Source organism: Parasedimentitalea denitrificans (genome assembly GCF_011813015.1).
In the GTDB taxonomy this organism is placed as follows: domain Bacteria; phylum Pseudomonadota; class Alphaproteobacteria; order Rhodobacterales; family Rhodobacteraceae; genus Parasedimentitalea; species Parasedimentitalea denitrificans.
Genome location: NZ_QHLQ01000009.1, coordinates 85,917 through 102,308, shown reverse-complemented (window position 1 = coordinate 102,308; position 16,392 = coordinate 85,917). Strand labels below are relative to the sequence as shown.

Below are 16,392 nucleotides of genomic sequence, written 5' to 3'. Positions count from 1 at the left end.
AGGAAAATGCCCCCTAGCGATATGCCCGCATCAACAGCGGACACTCACTGGCTATCACTTATCTGAATAAACTTAGAACAGGCGCTGTTCAGCAATCACCACCGGAACAGAGCTGATCCTTAACCAGTGGCCCAACTTTTCCAAAATCCATCTGACCGGTGTATTTCGACTTTAGCGCGCCCATCACCTTGCCCATGTCCCGGATAGAACCGGCACCCGTTGCGGCAACAGCTGCGCGAATAGCATCAACAACTTCGTCCTCGGCCAATTGCTTGGGCAGGAATTCTTCGATAATCGCGATTTCTTCAAGCTCTCGCTCTGCCAGATCCAAACGCCCGCCTTCTTCGTAGGCGCGCGCGCTTTCGTTGCGCTGCTTGGTCATCTTACTGAGAATCGCCAGAATGTCGGCATCGGCGATGATGATTTCTTCGCCATCTCCACGCGCGGAAATTTCCATATCCTTGATCGCAGCGTTGATCAGACGCAATGTGGCCAGACGGCTTGCCGCCCGATCCTTCATTGCCTGCTTCAGGGCCGTATTGACCCGAGTGCGCATATCCATTGTGTTTTCCATCCCCATGGCATTGGAACTCTTAGCCTTAACCAATCAGCAGTCTGTAGACAAGTCCGCCCTGTCAGCCGGGCGTCGGCAGCGTTTCGCGTTGACGCCCTAGGCTGGGCTTGACCCTACAGGACCCTGCCCTTAAGAACCCATGAATTTATCCCACATGGAGACTCGCGCAATGGCCGATACCGCCCCGTCCAAGCCCACCGCATGCCTGGCAATGGCTGATGGTACAGTGTTTTATGGCGCAGGTTTTGGTGCCACCGGACAAACCGTGGCCGAGCTCTGCTTTAACACTGCTATGACTGGCTATCAGGAAATCATGACAGATCCGTCCTATGCCGGTCAGATCGTCACCTTCACCTTCCCTCATATCGGTAACACAGGTGTGACCCCGGAAGACGATGAAACCGGTAATCCTGTTGCTGCGGGCATGGTGGTCAAGTGGGATCCAACGCTGGCCAGCAACTGGCGCAGCACCGAAGAATTGAAAGAATGGCTGACCCGGACCGGTCGCATTGCCATTGGCGGCATCGACACCCGCCGCCTGACCCGTGCGATTCGCCAGCAAGGCGCGCCACATGTGGCACTGGCTCATGACCCGGACGGCAATTTCGATGTCGAGGCCTTGGTGGCATCTGCCCGCGCGTGGTCTGGGCTGGAAGGCATGGACTTGGCCAAGGAAGTCACCTGCGCCCAAAGCTACCGCTGGGACGAAATGCGGTGGGCTTGGCCCGATGGCTACCCCAAGCAGACGGCCCCAGCCCACAAAGTGGTCGCGATCGACTATGGCGCCAAGCGCAACATCCTGCGTTGCCTTGCTTCGGCAGGGTGTGATGTCACCGTACTGCCGGCAACCGCCACCGCCGAAGAAGTTCTGGCGCATAACCCAGACGGTGTTTTCCTGTCCAACGGTCCCGGCGACCCTGCCGCAACTGGCGAATATGCCGTTCCTATGATCAAGACCATCCTTGATACGACTGAACTTCCGGTGTTTGGGATCTGCCTAGGCCACCAGATGCTGGCGCTGGCGCTGGGTGCCAAGACCATCAAAATGAACCACGGCCACCACGGTGCCAACCACCCGGTGAAAGAAAACGAGACTGGCAAAGTCGAAATCACTTCGATGAACCACGGTTTTGCGGTTGATGCCCAGACCCTGCCAAAAGGTGTGGTTGAAACCCATGTGTCGCTGTTCGACGGATCCAACTGTGGCATCAAAATCGACGGACGTCCGGTGTTCTCTGTTCAGCAACACCCCGAGGCAAGCCCCGGCCCGCAGGACAGTTTCTACCTGTTTGAACGCTTTGCCGACGCCATGGCGGCCAGCAAATCGGTCGAGGCGTAAGCCAAGAGTAAAACCCGCTCACGGGGATAAGCTGGTTAACTGACCATTAACCACCGCCGCCCAAGCTGTTTGGCAGCTTCAAGGGACGGCGGTGGGGAATGCCTGATCAGTCAATTTCTTCTCATGATACGCGGCCCCATCATATACCGTCGCGTTCACATCGGCGTCTTGGTCGACACCTTATCGATAACCATGCGATCCAGGGTACTGACTTACTGCGGGCCCTGGTATTACAGCGCCACCAGAACGCGCCTCTTGGGCATATTCTGATTAGCCAAGGCTTGGCTAATCAGGATCAGGTGCTTGATGCCCTATCACAGCAGCACGGCCTGCAGCGCGTTGATCTGTCAGACCTCACCCCAAATATCCGGTTGCTGAACCGTAAGCCTGCTCAATTCTGGCTAAGACACCGCGCCATTCCTTGGAAGTGCTCTGGCTCTCAACTCATCATTGCCATTGCCCACCCTGAACATTTGGACACTCTAAAGAATGCCCTGCACGGCAGCTTTGACAGCATTCGACCGGTGCTGGCATCAGAAGAACAGATCGTCACGTTCCTGACTGCACATCTCCGCAAGGATTTGGCACTAAGGGCAAATACCCGTATCCCGATGCAAGACAGCAGCCGACATTTACACCAAACAAACAGCTCTCTGGCCGTTATTGTTATGCTTCCCGTTCTCATCGGGGCGACGGTCTTTGCCCCGCGGGTGATGTTTACGGCAATGTGCGCTCTGTCATTGTTGGCGCTAAGCCTGTTTGTCGGGTTGAAAACATTCGGATTTGTGACGCACCTTGCCCAGAGAAAACGCTCTGACAGCATCTTGACGCCTAATATCACACCGCGCGGAATCAGACGTCTGCCCCGCATATCCATGCTGGTCCCATTGTACCACGAATCCGAAATCAGCAAGGCGCTACTGCGGCGATTAAAACGGCTGACCTATCCGCGATCCTTGCTCGAAGTGATTCTGGTGCTCGAAGAACACGACAAAATCACCCGCACTGCTCTGACCAAAGCCACTTTACCCCAGTGGGTTAAGATCATTGAGGTGCCGCAGTGCGGCACCCTGACCACCAAGCCCCGCGCCATGAACTATGCGCTCGACTTTTGCCATGGCGATATCATCGGCGTGTGGGACGCCGAAGATGCCCCGGCGCGCGGACAACTGGAACAAGTTGCCCGCAGGTTTGAAAGTGCCGGTGCCGATGTGGCCTGCTTGCAAGGTGTATTGGACTACTACAACCCGCGCACCAATTGGCTGTCGCGTTGTTTCACGCTGGAATACGCCAGCTGGTTCCGCATTGTGCTGCCCGGGATCGCGCGTTTGGGATTAGTGATCCCATTAGGGGGTACAACATTATTCGTAAAACGCGACGCGCTGGACCAGCTTGGGGGATGGGACGCCCATAATGTGACTGAAGACGCAGACCTGGGCGTCCGATTGTATCGCGCGGGATACCGTACCGAAATGATCGAAACCGCCACCCATGAAGAGGCCAATTGCCAACCATGGCCTTGGATTCGGCAAAGATCACGGTGGCTAAAGGGGTTCATGGTGACCTATCTGGTCCATATGCGGCGGCCAAAAATGCTGCTTGCCCAACTGGGGGTGAAACGGTTCTTGGGATTTCAGGCCTTTTTCCTTGGCAGCGTAGGGCAATTCCTACTCGCGCCGTTTTTGTGGTCATTCTGGCTGATCCTTCTAGGTCTGCCACATCCCAGCGCTGCGCTGTTGCCCGCAGGCGTTCTCTTTGGCGCGGCGCTGCTGCTGGTCACGTTTGAGCTTCTTGGGATCGGGATCGCCATAACTGCGGCGTTTGCCTCGAACCGGCGCAGTCTGGCGCTGTGGGCGCCCACGCTGATCTTCTATTTTCCGCTTGGTGCAATTGCTGCCTACAAGGCCCTGCGAGAGCTGATCTGGCAACCATTTTTCTGGGACAAAACAACCCACGGCCACAGCGGTGCTGAGCCAAGCACCCAACCGGCTTTACATTCGTCGCATCAGTGATCAGCTGCCGCCGCGCTGACCAGCATCCTGCTTTAGCCGGGTCATGAACGCCGTCGAGATATGATCATTCAACGCCTGTCCTGCCGCCTCTTCATCACGGCGTTCAATGGCAGCGACGATGTTCTTGTGTTCGCTCTGGGCAATTTCACCGCGCCCCTGTGCCGCCAATGAGGTGGTCGCCATCAGTGCCATTGTGCGGTGCACCAAGTTCAACTGCTGAACCAGATAGCGATTGTGCGAGGCCAGATGAATTTGTTCGTGAAATCGTCGGTTTGCCTTGGACAGTGCAACCGGGTCATCCACCAGAGCATCGTCCGCAGTGACCATGTCGCGCAACACAGCAATCTCTTCTTCGGTGGCATGACGGGCGGCCAGCTTGGCAGCTAACCCCTCTAGCTCGCGCCGAACAATATACAGTTCGGCCATCTGATTGTGGTCAAGCGAGGCCACGATCAACGAGCGGCCGTCCCTTTCCAACAGGGATTGTGTTTCCAATCGTTGCAGCGCCTCACGGATCGGCGTACGCGAAACCCCAAACCGTTCTGCCAAGTCGCTTTCGACCAAACGGTCACTTGGCCGGTAGATGCCAACGTCGATCGCTTCGAGGATCAGGCTATAGGCGTCTTTCTGGTTTGGTCGGCTCTGGCTCATGATCACTCTCAATTTAAGTTGCACAATTTATATGGCTGATCTCGCAGCAATCAAGCCTAGGCGTAGCGCTCCGAAGAATTGTAAGAAACAAAGCCCGCTTTTGTTTGCAAATACAACACCCGCTGCCTAAAGCAGAGCCATGGTCAAAGATAACTTTTCTCACGTTACGCACTGGGTGTTCGATCTGGACAACACCCTGTATCACCCCTCGGCCCGGCTGTTTGATCAGATCGAGGTCAAGATGACGCGCTATGTGATGGACGCGCTGAACGTCGATCAGGCCGAAGCCAACCGGCTGCGCGACCTGTACTGGCGCCAGCACGGCACCACCCTGGCCGGATTGATGCGCGAACATGATCTGGACCCGGTGCCCTATATGATCGACGTGCACGACATCTCGATGGACCATATGCAGAAAGACCCAGATCTGGCAGCACAGATCAGCGTCTTGCCGGGGCAAAAAATCGTCTACACTAATGGCAGTGCCCCCTATGCCGAGCGGGTTCTGGCGGCGCGCGGGCTAAGCGGTTTGTTTGATGGTATTTATGGCGTTGAACATGCTGACTATTTGCCCAAGCCTGAACAGGCTGCGTTTGAACAGGTGTTTACCCAGGCCGGAGTTATCACCGAGAAAGCAGCGATGTTCGAAGATGATCCGCGCAATCTGGCCGCACCACATCAAATGGGAATGCGCACCGTGCATGTCGCTCCTGATCCACATGACGCCGACCACATCGAATACCACACAGACAACCTGACAGCGTTCCTGCGGCAATTTGACTAGCGGTGCTGCTTTGCAGCATCCTGATCTTTTCACGGCTTCCAAAACGCATATATCACAGTCATCTTTTCCTTCACTCAGGACGACACGATGACTGACGCCACTGCATCCTCCGCTCATTCTCCAACCAACCAAACCGCAAAATCCGAGATGAGCACAGACGCAAAGATGTTTCTGGCCATCGCCGTCTTCCTAGCGCTTTGGGCACTGTCAGTTGTTATCTGGGGCATTCCCGGTTTGTACATGCCGGCCGTTGCACTGGTTCCGGTGATTTTCGGACTGCTAATGCTAATCACACGGGGCTAACCACCCCTCCTGCGACGGCTTGGTGCTTGCCATTCCCCTGCTCTCGGGCCTAGATCAGCCCAAGAATGGAGTGCTGAGACATGGCTGACACCTGCGATATCCTGATTTCCGGCGGCGGCATTGCCGGCCTGACTGCGGCCTGCGCCTTTGCCTCTGCCGGATTTGACGTGATCTGCGTTGACCCGACCGCCCCGATAACAGAACGTGATGCCGAGGGATCAGACCTGCGCACCACTGCGTTCCTGCAGCCAGCCCAGCAGCTATTGCAACAATGCGGTCTTTGGGATCGGCTGGCCGATCACGCCGCTGCGTTGCAAATCATGCGTATTGTCGATGCCGGTGGCGAGGTCTCTGAACCGCGCGTGGTCAAAGATTTTGATGCCGCCGACCTGTCTGACAAACCGTTTGGTTGGAACCTGCCCAACTGGTTGCTGCGGCGTGAAATACTGGCCCGGCTGGGTGAGCTGCCCAATGTAGATTTCCGTCCCGGCGTCGCCACAACCAGCCTGTTCACCCGTACCGCACAGGCCCGTGTTGGGCTTAGCGATGGCAGCCGGATTACCGCCAAACTGGTCATAGCCGCCGACGGTCGCAGTTCGCCCATGCGCGAAGCAGCTGGGATTTCTGCCACCACCACGCGCTATGGGCAGAAAGCGCTGGCCTTTGCAGTCACGCATTCCACCCCACACGAAAATGTCTCGACCGAGGTTCACCGCTCTGGCGGGCCATTCACCATGGTCCCCCTGCCCGATCATAACGGCAGCCCCAGTTCTGCAATTGTCTGGATGGAGCGCGGCCCCAAGGCGCAAGAACTGCAAGCCCTGCCAGTCGAAGAGTTTGAAGCAGCCATGACCCGCCGTTCCTGCGGGGTGCTGGGTGATCTGAAACTGGCCTCAAGACGCACCATCTGGCCGATCATCAGCCAATGCGCCGAGCGATTGAACGGCGAACGTTTGGCTCTGATGGCCGAGGCGGCCCATGTGGTGCCGCCCATCGGTGCCCAAGGGTTGAACATGTCGCTGGGAGATCTAGCCAGCCTGCTGGAACTGGCCAATGCCCGCCGCGAAGGTCTGGGGGATACTCAGATGCTAGAGGCCTATCACAAGGCCCGGTTCAACGAGATCAAACTGCGGGTCAAGGGCATCGACCTGCTAAACCGTGCCTCAATGCTAGAGGCGCGACCATTGCGGGATATGCGGGCTGCGGCACTGAATGCGTTTTACTCAATCGAGCCAATTCGCAAGACATTGATGCGCACTGGGTTGGGTACGCATTGATCCTGCAGCGCACAAAACGGTTTTGCTCCGGGCATTGGCAGTTGCTGCTGCTGACCGGGTTGATCTTTGCGCTGTGGTCAACGCCAGTAGTGGTCCCACTGAAAATCCTGATCGTGCTGCTGCATGAGCTGTCACACGCGGGGATGACATTGCTAACCGGCGGCTCAGTAGAAAGCCTGAGCATCAACGCCCAGCAAGGTGGCGAGGTACTGTCACGCGGCGGTAGTCGGTTCCTGACACTTAGCGCGGGCTATTGCGGGTCGCTGCTGATTGGGGTGATGCTGTTCGTGATTGCCATACGCACCGATTGGGACAGATATGTCATGGGGCTGCTGGCTGTGGTGATACTGGCTGCAACCTCGTTGTATGTGCGCGATCTGTTTGCTTTTGCCTTTGGCATTGTCGCGGGTGGGCTGATGATTGGCGCGGCCAAGTACCTGCCACATAGCCTGAACGATCTGGTGTTGCGGGTCATTGGGCTGAGCAGCATGATCTATGTGCCCTATGACATTTTCAGCGACACTATCGCACGGTCACACCTGCGGTCTGACGCCCGGATGTTGGCCGAAGAATTCGGCGGCCCCACCTTGTTTTGGGGAGGGATCTGGCTGCTGATTTCACTGGTCGTCATTGGCCTATGCCTGCGGCATGGGTTGGGCCACGACAGCAACATCGCATTGCGTCGTAGCCCATCAAAAAATCAGAGAACCTGATCCAGCGCCGCCTCTAGCCGCGCTATTGTGCCGGGCACATCATACAGCTTGTCCAAACCAAACAATCCCAGACGGAAGGTCTGAAAATCCTCAGGCTCGTCACACTGAAGCGGCACCCCGGCAGCGATCTGCATGCCAAGGGCTGCAAACTTCTTGCCGGTGCTGATTTCCGCATCTGTGGTGTAGCTGACCACCACGCCCGGCGCACCAAAGCCATCAGCGGCAACCGAAGTCACGCCTTTGTTCTTCAGCATGGCGCGTACGCCATTTCCCAACTCCCACTGCGCATCGCGCAGCTTGTCAAAACCGTATTCCTTGGTTTCCGCCATCGTATCGCGGAAATCCTTTAGCGCATCGGTTGGCATGGTGGCGTGATAGGCGTGACCACCGTTTTCATAGGCCACCATGATGTCGCGCCATTTCTTAAGGTCGATAGCAAAGCTATCGGACTGGGTCTCCTCTAGCCGCGCCACAGCACGTTCAGACATCATCACCAAGCCAGCACAGGGCGATGCGCTCCAGCCTTTTTGCGGAGCCGAGATCAGCACATCGACGCCGGTGCCCTTCATGTCGACCCAGGAACAACCTGATGCGATGCAGTCCAACACCATCAATGCGCCAACGCTATGCGCAGCCTTGGCAATGGCTTTGACATAGGTATCCGTCAGGATGACCCCTGCGGCTGTTTCCACGTGTGGAGCAAAAACGATGCTCGGTTTAGTCTTGTGGATAGCCTTAATAACCTCGCCTATGGGGGCTGGCGCAAAAGGCGAAGGACTGGTGTTGCCGGTTTGACGTGCCTTCATCACGGTGGCCGAGGACGTCAGCCCGCCGGTTTCAAAAATCTGGCTCCACCGGTAGGAAAACCAACCATTGCGCACCACCAGAACGTCTTCGCCGCGCGCAAACTGCCGCGCCACCGCTTCCATCGCGTAGGTGCCGCCACCAGGGATCACCGCAACAGCATCCGCCTTGTAGACCTCTTTGAGCATGGCGTTGAGATCTAACATCACCTGCTGAAACGTCTTGGACATGTGGTTAAGCGAGCGGTCTGTGAAAACCACCGAGAATTCATCTAGCCCTTGCGGGTCTACGGTATCCAAAAGCGCCATTGAGGCCTCCCTGCATTATCATTCTAAGTCGTGCTAACCTGCGTTGCCGAACTTAGCAAAATATACTTGAGCATAAGCCTGTTAACGGTGCGGCATTATACATGGAGAACACGAAACACCGTCTTAGAATTGCAGTGAATGCGCTGCCGCCTGCTTGGATTGCTGGACCGTCAAAAGCGGCCGCGCCGCAGGTTGAGACGGCAGAGGGTCGCCTTGATCATACGACAGATCCAGACTGGCGCCGATTGCTGCCTTCTGCGGGTCTGTCAATGTTTCCAAAAATGGACCGCGGAGCAGCAGGCTTTCGGCACAGGCCCCCTCGGCGAATAAGATCTCATGGTTTTCACACAGAATATGGACATAGGTAGTTGTTCGTACTGATCGCTGCTGCCTGACCCCTTTCAATCCGGTTAGCGCCTTTGCCGGGGTCAAAACCTCACCAAACTCCGGATGACCCTTGGCTAGGATCCGATGCTGTGGTGATACATCCAAAGCACGTTTAGGAAACCCAGCGCCCAGCGCCCCCGGTTCAAAACGGATCGGCATATCCTTGGACGCACCAGCCCCCCAAGTCATGGCTCTGCTGTGAACCCACAGAATTTTCTGCACCCCGTTATCTAGGGTCAGAACCTCCTGACCTACCCGTAGCTCTTCAACGGGGCGTTCACCTTCCGGGGTAGAGATCATCGTACCGGCAACAAAACACAGCAGCCCACCACCGATGTTAAAGTTTCCATCCCCCACCTCAGCGGCATCTGACACATCACCATCGTTGTTCAGATCCATGTCCGTGAACCGGTCTAGCTGATAGGTGCCTGGACCGGAGGAAAAGGACCCGTCAACAGAAATTAGGTAAGGTTGAGTGCTCAGCTCGGCAAAAGGCCCAGTAGGCGGTGGCGCAACAGAGTTGTTTGTTGTGAAGAAGGTATCACCCATTTCGGATTCACTTCCGTCCGCACTCGCACTAGAACTTGCGCCTGCGCCCAAACCAAATTCATAAGTAACACCATCTCTTTCGACGGTGAAACTCTCATAAACAACTGTACTCGGATCAAATTCACCATTTTCGTCAACGGAATTGGCTCGAAAGGTAATCCGTACAATGTCGGTGCTTAGAAATGGGGTTTCGCCAACATGCCACTCGGTGGTGGTGTCGGTTGTGTCGCCCAAGCTGAAATCAGACGCAACTTGATCGCCATAAATCGTAAGCGTTGCCATAACACGGCCACCTTTTAACTACACAAAACACGCAAAAAACTTGTACAGTTATACAACTAAAGGTGGTTGATTAAGATGAGGTTATAGCGTGAAACGGGCGAAAAATGGGAGAGGGCCCTATTCAGCAAGCGGCCCTGGTCGACGTTCTTCACTCAACAATACGTTGGCCTCTACATTGCCAACCCCCGGCAGAGTCATCACACGACGGCGCAGCACGCGTTCGAAATCAGAGATATCCCGCGCGGTGACACGCAGCCGGTAGTCATACATTCCCAACACGTGCTCAACTGTTTGAACTTCGGGAATTGCACTCACGGCGCGTTCAAAATCATCCAGGCTGACCCGCCCTTTGGTCGCTAGCTTGATGCCTAGAAATACTGTGACACCAAACCCCAACTTCTCACGATCCAGATCAAGCCGCCTGCCTGCGATGATACCGCTGTCGTGCAACCGCTTGATCCGCCGCCAGGTGGCCGGCTGGCTAAGTCCTAGCTGACGCCCTAACGCCCCTGCCGACAAGGTGGCGTCCTCACTAAGGGACAGCAGAAGTTGCCGGTCGATTTCATCTAGATCCATCACAGCGGCAGCCCCTGTTCATTCTTGATCCGGGCCACATGCATCAGCGCCTCGATGTCGGCGATATGCGGCAGGGTCAGAATGCCCGCGCGATAGATCTGCTGATAGTGCCCCATATCCCGCGCGATCACGGACAGGCGCACGTCAACCTGCCCCAGAAAAGTCTGGATCTCGATCACTTCAGGGATACCGCGGGCGGCCTCAATAAAGTCATCAAAGGCGCGGGTTTGGGTTTTGTCCAGTGTGACCCTCAGGCTGACCTCGACCTCATAGCCAAGGGCACGCCAGTTGACCACCGCCTGCTGGCCCCGCAGCACACCGTTGTCGCGCAGCTTGTCCAGCCGCCGCGTCAAGCGCGACGTTGAAACACCCAAACGATCACCCAAATCAGGAATCGATTGGGTTGGGTCACTTTGCAAGTTGCGCAGTATGCGTCTGTCCAGATCATCAAGCATGATTCAACCGGTAAATCAAATTTTGGCGAATGAATAGTCCGAATTTTCATCCGAAATAACCAGGTATCCTCTCGCACCTTTTGACAGCGTCGCTATGATCGCCGCAGACATCAAACAAAGAGGACGTGGACATGCGCGTTTATTACGATCGCGATTGCGACATCAACCTGATCAAAGACAAAAAAGTAGCCATCCTGGGCTACGGTTCGCAAGGCCACGCGCACGCGCTGAACCTGCGTGACTCAGGCGCCAAGAACCTTGTTGTTGCTCTGCGCGAAGGTTCCGCATCGGCCAAGAAAGCCGAAGGCGAAGGCCTGAAGGTTATGGGCATTGCAGAAGCTGCTGCCTGGTGTGACGTGATCATGTTCACCATGCCCGACGAACTGCAGGCTGAAACCTACAAGAAATACGTCCACGACAACATCAAGCCGGGTTCCGCGATTGCGTTCGCCCACGGCCTGAACGTTCACTTTGGCCTGATTGAGCCAAAAGAAGGCGTTGACGTGATCATGATGGCGCCAAAAGGCCCAGGTCACACCGTACGCGGCGAATACACCAAAGGCGGCGGCGTGCCTTGCCTGGTAGCTGTAGACAACGATGCAACCGGCAAAGCGCTGGAAATCGGTCTGTCCTACTGTTCCGCAATCGGTGGCGGTCGTTCCGGCATCATCGAAACCAACTTCCGCGAAGAGTGTGAAACCGACCTGTTCGGCGAGCAAGCTGTTCTGTGTGGCGGTCTGGTAGAACTGATCCGTTGTGGCTTCGAAACTCTGGTTGAAGCTGGTTACGCACCAGAAATGGCTTACTTTGAGTGTCTGCACGAAGTGAAGCTGATCGTTGACCTGATCTATGAAGGCGGCATCGCTAACATGGATTACTCGATCTCGAACACTGCTGAGTACGGTCAGTACGTCACCGGCCCACGCATCCTGAACTACGACGAAACCAAAGCCCGCATGAAAGACGTTCTGTCTGACATCCAGTCCGGCAAATTCGTTCGTGACTTCATGCTGGAAAACGCTGTTGGTCAGCCAACCATCAAAGCATCCCGTCGTGCCAACGACGAGCACATGATCGAAGAAACCGGCGCCAAGCTGCGTGGCATGATGCCATGGATCTCGGCTGGCAAGATGGTCGACAAAGAAAAGAACTAAGGTTAGATCTTAGTTCAGCTATTCGAAAGGGCGTCCCTCGGGGCGCCCTTTTTTATTGGAACACACCGCCAAAGCATTCACCCAGCACATAATCCCAGCCGTCGTCATAGCCTTTGCGGGTGCTGTCTGCCTGTTCAGCCAGAACCTGCCAGCCACTGTGGGTCAGCGTGACCAATGTACCCTTATCGACAGCATCGAACCTCAGCTCAACCAGCGTTGCTGCCCTCGCCTCTTTGCCCGGATGCCATGTCATAGAAAAGCCGGTCGACGGCGACCACGCGGTGATCTGCCCCCAGTCGGAACGGCTACCATCAGGCAGGATTTCGTAAATCGCACCATCTACTCGTGGCTCCAGCACAATATCCTTTGGCTCACTGCCGGAACCAGCCGAAACCGAGTGTCGGTGTGATGGCCACCAAGATTTGAGCTCCGAAGTAAAACGCTCAAAAGCCTTCTCAGGAGAGACTGGCACCATCACGGTTTTGACTATCGGTTGGGTCATTCAATCATCTTTCTCAAAGCTATCCGCAAAGGCGCCAAGCACGTCATCCCACAGGGTATCGAGATACTGGCGCAGCTCTTTCAGCCCGTTTGTATCAACCGCATAAATGCGCCGATTGCCCTGCTGTTCCACCACCAGCAAACCCGCATCTGACAGGACCTTTAGATGCTGTGACACCGCAGGCCGACTGACAGGAAGTTGGTCAGCCAATGGTCCCACCGCCGAGGGCGCACGGGCAATGTGCTCAAATATCTGCCGTCGTGTTGAGTCAGCCAGGGCGGTGAGCGAATCTTGGTAAGTCATGACTTACGATAGGCGCAAAGTAGTGCACAAAGCAAGAATTTTTCACCCTCTCTACAAACAGGCATTTACCTTCTCGCGCCAATCCTCCACGGATGTAGCCATGACAGATACAAATCCCTCGCTGGCCTCACTGGTCAAACTGCTGCTCCTTGGTCTGATCTGGGGCGCGTCGTTCATGTTTGTCAGCGTGGCGCTGCGCGATATTGGCCCACTGACGGTTGCTGCGGGCCGCATTGGCCTGGGTGCTCTGTTGCTGTTTGCCATTGTTCAGGTTCGTGGCATCGGCCTGCCCAAATGGAACAGTGAAAATGGCAAGCTTGTCTGGGCTTCGGCAATCGCGATGGGGTTCTTTACCAGCGCCTTGCCCTTTGCCCTGCTCAGCTGGGGGCAGAAATATGTCGCCAGCGGATTTGCTGGGGTCTGCATGGCGGTGGTGCCACTGTTTGTGCTGCCACTGGCGCATTTCCTTGTACCGGGCGAACGGTTGACCCTGCGCCGGGGTATCAGCTTCTTGATTGGGTTTACCGGGGTGGTTGTTCTGATCGGGCTGGACGCTTTCCGATCCGTCGGTAGCGATTTTGAGGCCTTAGCCCGTATTGCCTGCCTTGGCGCATCGCTGTGTTATGCTATCGGCGCGATTGTTACCCGCCTTTGCCCCAAGACCAACATGCTCTCGCTGTCTACCGCCGCACTTGTGTCTGCAACCGTGATGATCCTGCCTTTTGCATTGGTGATCGAGGGCGTTCCGCAGATACCATCGGCTTTGTCGCTGGCAGCGATTGTCTATCTGGGACTGTTCCCCACCGCATTGGCGCAGGTTCTGCTGGTACAGGTGATCCGGGACGCTGGCCCCAGCTTTATGTCGCTGGTCAACTATCAGGTTCCGATTTGGTCGGTTCTGTTTGGTGTTGTCCTGCTGAACGAAATCCTGCCTCCGCAGCTGTTCATTTCGCTCGGGCTGATCCTTGGCGGACTGCTGCTAAGCCGGAAACGTCGACAGGCCGTTGGGGCCGCCTAAGGGACATCAACCCTTCGATGCCGAACGAAGCGTTAGCGATTGACCCGGTGCCCTACCTGACATCAAGTGCCCGAAGGATAGAGTGAGGCAAGAATGACGGAAATCACCGGACGCCATTGGCTGATGATCGCGGTTTTGGGGCTAACCTGGGGCGGCACCTTTATGGTTGTTGAAATCGCCCTTCGCGGCATCACCCCATTTTGGCTGGCGGCGGCCCGGATCGGCCTTGGCGCTTTGGTCACGTCAACTATTTGGCAGCTGCGGGGTGGCAAACTTTTTGCACAAAGGCCTACGGGCTCTCACATTAGAACTCTGGCTGTAATCGGGGTATTCAGCTCGGCAATGCCATTTATGCTGCTGAACTGGGGGCAACAATACGTCACTTCTGGGTTTGCCGGCGTATCCATGGCCTCGGTCGCGCTATTCGTGCTGCCGCTGGCGCATTTCTTTGTTCCCGGAGAACACCTGACATGGCGGCGCACCTTGGGATTTCTGATCGGCTTTGTCGGGGTCAGCATCCTGATTGGCGGTCAGGCCTTAAGTTCCAGTGGTGCCGAAATGGAACTGGCAGGCCGGATCGCCTGCATGGCGGCAGCCTGCTGTTATGCCTGCAGTGTAATCCTTATGCGTCGACTGCCTGCAGTTAACGCTATCGGGTTGGCCGCAGTTTTGCTGCTGATTGGATCTCTGGTCGCCATTCCAGTGGCCCTGATTGTCGAAGGCCCACCGCCCGCTTTGGACGGTGAAACCCTGATAGCAACACTTGTTCTGGCGCTGATTCCAACGGCAGGCGCCAATATGCTACGTGTTGCAGTGGTACGCAGTGCCGGGCCAGTGTTCGCGACCCTAGTCAGCTATCAGGTGCCGCTGTGGTCAGTTCTGCTGGGAACCCTGTTTCTGGCTGAACCGCTTCCCAGCACGCTGCTCTGGGCGCTGGGGTTAATCCTGTGCGGTATGGGGCTTAGCCAATACGGCCCGCTGATGCGGTTGTTTGGGCGGCGGTCAAACGCGGCCCAACAAGGTAGCCCTCAGACCTAGCCAATGCAGGCCTAAACGCTCACCGCATCAGTGACGGCATCGACGACCGAGTCGACGGTGACGTTCAGCAGCGCTTCGTCCTCACATTCGGCCATCACCCGTATCAGTGGTTCTGTGCCAGACTTGCGGATAAGCAACCGTCCCTGCCCGTCCAACGCCTGCTCGGCCGAATGAATCGCCTGCTGGACGGCGTCCAGCTCTAGTGGTGTCTGGCCTGCCTTGAAGCGTACATTCTTCAACAGCTGCGGCACAGGCTGGAATTGTCGCGCCAACAGCGAGGCCGGTTGTTCTGTCCGCACCATTTCTGCCAGAAAATGTAGCCCCGCCATCAGACCATCTCCGGTGGTGGCGTGATCGGACATAACGATGTGACCGGACTGTTCCCCGCCCAGATTAAAGCCACCGCTGCGCATTCGTTCGACCACATAGCGGTCACCAACGGCAGTGCGTTCCAATCCGATGTCGCGATCATTCAGAAACCGCTCTAGTCCAAGGTTCGACATCACAGTAGACACCAGTGCCCCGCCGGCCAGCTGGTCGTTTTCGGCCCAACGCGAGGCCAGCAGCCCCATCAACTGATCGCCGTCTGCAACGGCCCCTGTCTCGTCAATTAGGATTACCCGATCCGCGTCGCCATCTAAACAAATCCCCACATGGGCGCCGTTGGCCTTGACGGCCTCAGCGGCGGCCTGGGGATAGGTTGACCCACACCCGCCGTTGATGTTCACACCATCCGGCGACACACCGATGGGCACCACCTCGGCGCCCAACTCCCACAGAATTTCCGGCGCGGCACGGTACGCCGCACCATTGGCGCAATCGATGACTACCTTCAGTCCGTCAAACCGGATATCCCGCGGTAACGAGCTTTTGACCCGTTCCCCATAGCGGAACCTCGCGTCATCAATCCGTTTGGCCCGTCCGATATTGGCTGTCTGGGCAAGTTCAACACCGGACTCGATCAGGGCCTCTAGCTCCAGCTCTGCCGTATCGGACAGCTTGAACCCATCAGGGCCGAAAAACTTGATACCGTTGTCTTCGGCTGGGTTGTGGCTGGCTGAGATCATCACACCAAGATCCGCACGCATGGACCGGGTCATCAGGCCCACCGCGGGGGTCGGCACCGGCCCCATTAGCAGCACGTTCATACCGGTCGAGGTCAACCCAGCGGTCAACGCGTTTTCAAACATATATCCGGACAGACGAGTATCTTTGCCAATCACCACCCGATGCACGCCCGTTGCGTCACGTCGGAAATACCGCCCTACAGCAGCCCCAATACGCAGGGCCATTTCGGCGGTCATGGGATGAATATTAGCCGTGCCACGCACGCCGTCAGTACCGAATAATTTACGCATATTTC

At 56.4% G+C, this 16,392-nt stretch carries 18 protein-coding genes; 9 read left to right on the top strand and 9 right to left on the bottom strand.

Annotation, left to right across the window (positions count from 1 at the left end):
* Positions 1–88: 88 nt before the first annotated feature.
* Positions 89–562: a GatB/YqeY domain-containing protein gene (locus tag DL239_RS10990; RefSeq protein WP_167684146.1), complete on the bottom strand. Its 474-nt coding sequence runs from the start codon at positions 560–562 to the stop codon at positions 89–91.
* A gap of 181 nt (positions 563–743) precedes the next feature.
* On the opposite strand from DL239_RS10990, the gene carA reads away from it, so the two are divergent.
* Both carA and DL239_RS10980 read left to right on the top strand, forming a co-directional pair.
* Entirely contained in the window at positions 744–1,913 is a 1,170-nt protein-coding gene (gene carA, locus DL239_RS10985) for a glutamine-hydrolyzing carbamoyl-phosphate synthase small subunit (protein ID WP_167684145.1), read from the top strand.
* Positions 1,914–2,011: 98 nt separating this feature from the next.
* Positions 2,012–3,925, top strand: coding sequence for a glycosyltransferase (locus DL239_RS10980; protein ID WP_167684144.1), 1,914 nt, complete (start codon positions 2,012–2,014; stop codon positions 3,923–3,925).
* Here the strand turns inward: DL239_RS10980 and DL239_RS10975 are convergent, their stop codons facing one another.
* Positions 3,926–4,576, bottom strand: coding sequence for a GntR family transcriptional regulator (locus DL239_RS10975; RefSeq protein ID WP_167684143.1), 651 nt, complete (start codon positions 4,574–4,576; stop codon positions 3,926–3,928).
* Positions 4,577–4,715: 139 nt separating this feature from the next.
* Between DL239_RS10975 and DL239_RS10970 the strand changes: the two genes are divergently transcribed.
* From DL239_RS10970 to DL239_RS10955, 4 genes are all read left to right on the top strand, one after another.
* Positions 4,716–5,360 (top strand): pyrimidine 5'-nucleotidase, encoded by a 645-nt coding sequence (locus DL239_RS10970; protein WP_167684142.1) that lies wholly within the window; start codon positions 4,716–4,718, stop codon positions 5,358–5,360.
* An 87-nt stretch (positions 5,361–5,447) separates the two neighbouring features.
* Positions 5,448–5,663 (top strand): hypothetical protein, encoded by a 216-nt coding sequence (locus DL239_RS10965; RefSeq protein ID WP_167684141.1) that lies wholly within the window; start codon positions 5,448–5,450, stop codon positions 5,661–5,663.
* Between the two features lie 80 nt (positions 5,664–5,743).
* Positions 5,744–6,940, top strand: a complete 1,197-nt coding sequence (locus DL239_RS10960; protein ID WP_167684140.1) for a UbiH/UbiF family hydroxylase — start codon at positions 5,744–5,746, stop codon at positions 6,938–6,940.
* A 41-nt stretch (positions 6,941–6,981) separates the two neighbouring features.
* Positions 6,982–7,653 carry a M50 family metallopeptidase gene (locus DL239_RS10955; protein WP_240931836.1) on the top strand — a complete coding sequence of 224 codons (672 nt, stop codon included), beginning with the start codon at positions 6,982–6,984 and terminating at the stop codon, positions 7,651–7,653.
* Here the strand turns inward: DL239_RS10955 and DL239_RS10950 are convergent.
* From DL239_RS10950 to DL239_RS10935, 4 genes are all read right to left on the bottom strand, one after another.
* Positions 7,641–8,765: an aminotransferase class V-fold PLP-dependent enzyme gene (locus DL239_RS10950; protein ID WP_167684139.1), complete on the bottom strand. Its 1,125-nt coding sequence runs from the start codon at positions 8,763–8,765 to the stop codon at positions 7,641–7,643. The two genes, DL239_RS10955 and DL239_RS10950, sit on opposite strands and share 13 nt — an antisense overlap.
* A gap of 123 nt (positions 8,766–8,888) precedes the next feature.
* The gene (locus tag DL239_RS10945; protein WP_167684138.1) at positions 8,889–9,983 is read right to left on the bottom strand and encodes a Hint domain-containing protein; all 1,095 of its coding nucleotides are present in this window, start codon (positions 9,981–9,983) and stop codon (positions 8,889–8,891) included.
* 117 nt (positions 9,984–10,100) lie between these two features.
* Positions 10,101–10,562 (bottom strand): Lrp/AsnC family transcriptional regulator, encoded by a 462-nt coding sequence (locus DL239_RS10940; RefSeq protein WP_167684137.1) that lies wholly within the window; start codon positions 10,560–10,562, stop codon positions 10,101–10,103.
* Positions 10,559–11,014: an Lrp/AsnC family transcriptional regulator gene (locus tag DL239_RS10935; RefSeq protein ID WP_167684136.1), complete on the bottom strand. Its 456-nt coding sequence runs from the start codon at positions 11,012–11,014 to the stop codon at positions 10,559–10,561. The genes DL239_RS10940 and DL239_RS10935 overlap by 4 nt, the downstream gene beginning before the upstream one ends.
* Positions 11,015–11,145: 131 nt before the next feature.
* Between DL239_RS10935 and ilvC the strand changes: the two genes are divergently transcribed.
* Positions 11,146–12,168, top strand: a complete 1,023-nt coding sequence (gene ilvC, locus DL239_RS10930; protein ID WP_167684135.1) for a ketol-acid reductoisomerase — start codon at positions 11,146–11,148, stop codon at positions 12,166–12,168.
* A gap of 52 nt (positions 12,169–12,220) precedes the next feature.
* Here the strand turns inward: ilvC and DL239_RS10925 are convergent, their stop codons facing one another.
* The gene (locus DL239_RS10925; protein ID WP_167684134.1) at positions 12,221–12,670 is read right to left on the bottom strand and encodes an SRPBCC domain-containing protein; all 450 of its coding nucleotides are present in this window, start codon (positions 12,668–12,670) and stop codon (positions 12,221–12,223) included.
* On the bottom strand, positions 12,671–12,973 hold the full coding sequence (locus DL239_RS10920; protein ID WP_167684133.1) for an ArsR/SmtB family transcription factor: 303 nt from the start codon (positions 12,971–12,973) through the stop codon (positions 12,671–12,673). It lies immediately after the preceding gene.
* A gap of 100 nt (positions 12,974–13,073) precedes the next feature.
* Here DL239_RS10920 and DL239_RS10915 point away from each other — a divergent pair, with 100 nt between their 5' ends.
* Both DL239_RS10915 and DL239_RS10910 read left to right on the top strand, forming a co-directional pair.
* The gene (locus DL239_RS10915) at positions 13,074–13,991 is read left to right on the top strand and encodes a DMT family transporter (RefSeq protein ID WP_167684132.1); all 918 of its coding nucleotides are present in this window, start codon (positions 13,074–13,076) and stop codon (positions 13,989–13,991) included.
* A 93-nt stretch (positions 13,992–14,084) separates the two neighbouring features.
* Complete coding sequence (locus DL239_RS10910; protein ID WP_167684131.1) at positions 14,085–15,029, top strand: DMT family transporter; 945 nt, start codon at positions 14,085–14,087, stop codon at positions 15,027–15,029.
* Positions 15,030–15,040: 11 nt separating this feature from the next.
* On the opposite strand, the gene glmM is transcribed toward DL239_RS10910, so the two are convergent.
* On the bottom strand, positions 15,041–16,387 hold the full coding sequence (gene glmM / locus DL239_RS10905) for a phosphoglucosamine mutase (RefSeq protein ID WP_167684130.1): 1,347 nt from the start codon (positions 16,385–16,387) through the stop codon (positions 15,041–15,043).
* Positions 16,388–16,392: the final 5 nt, after the last annotated feature.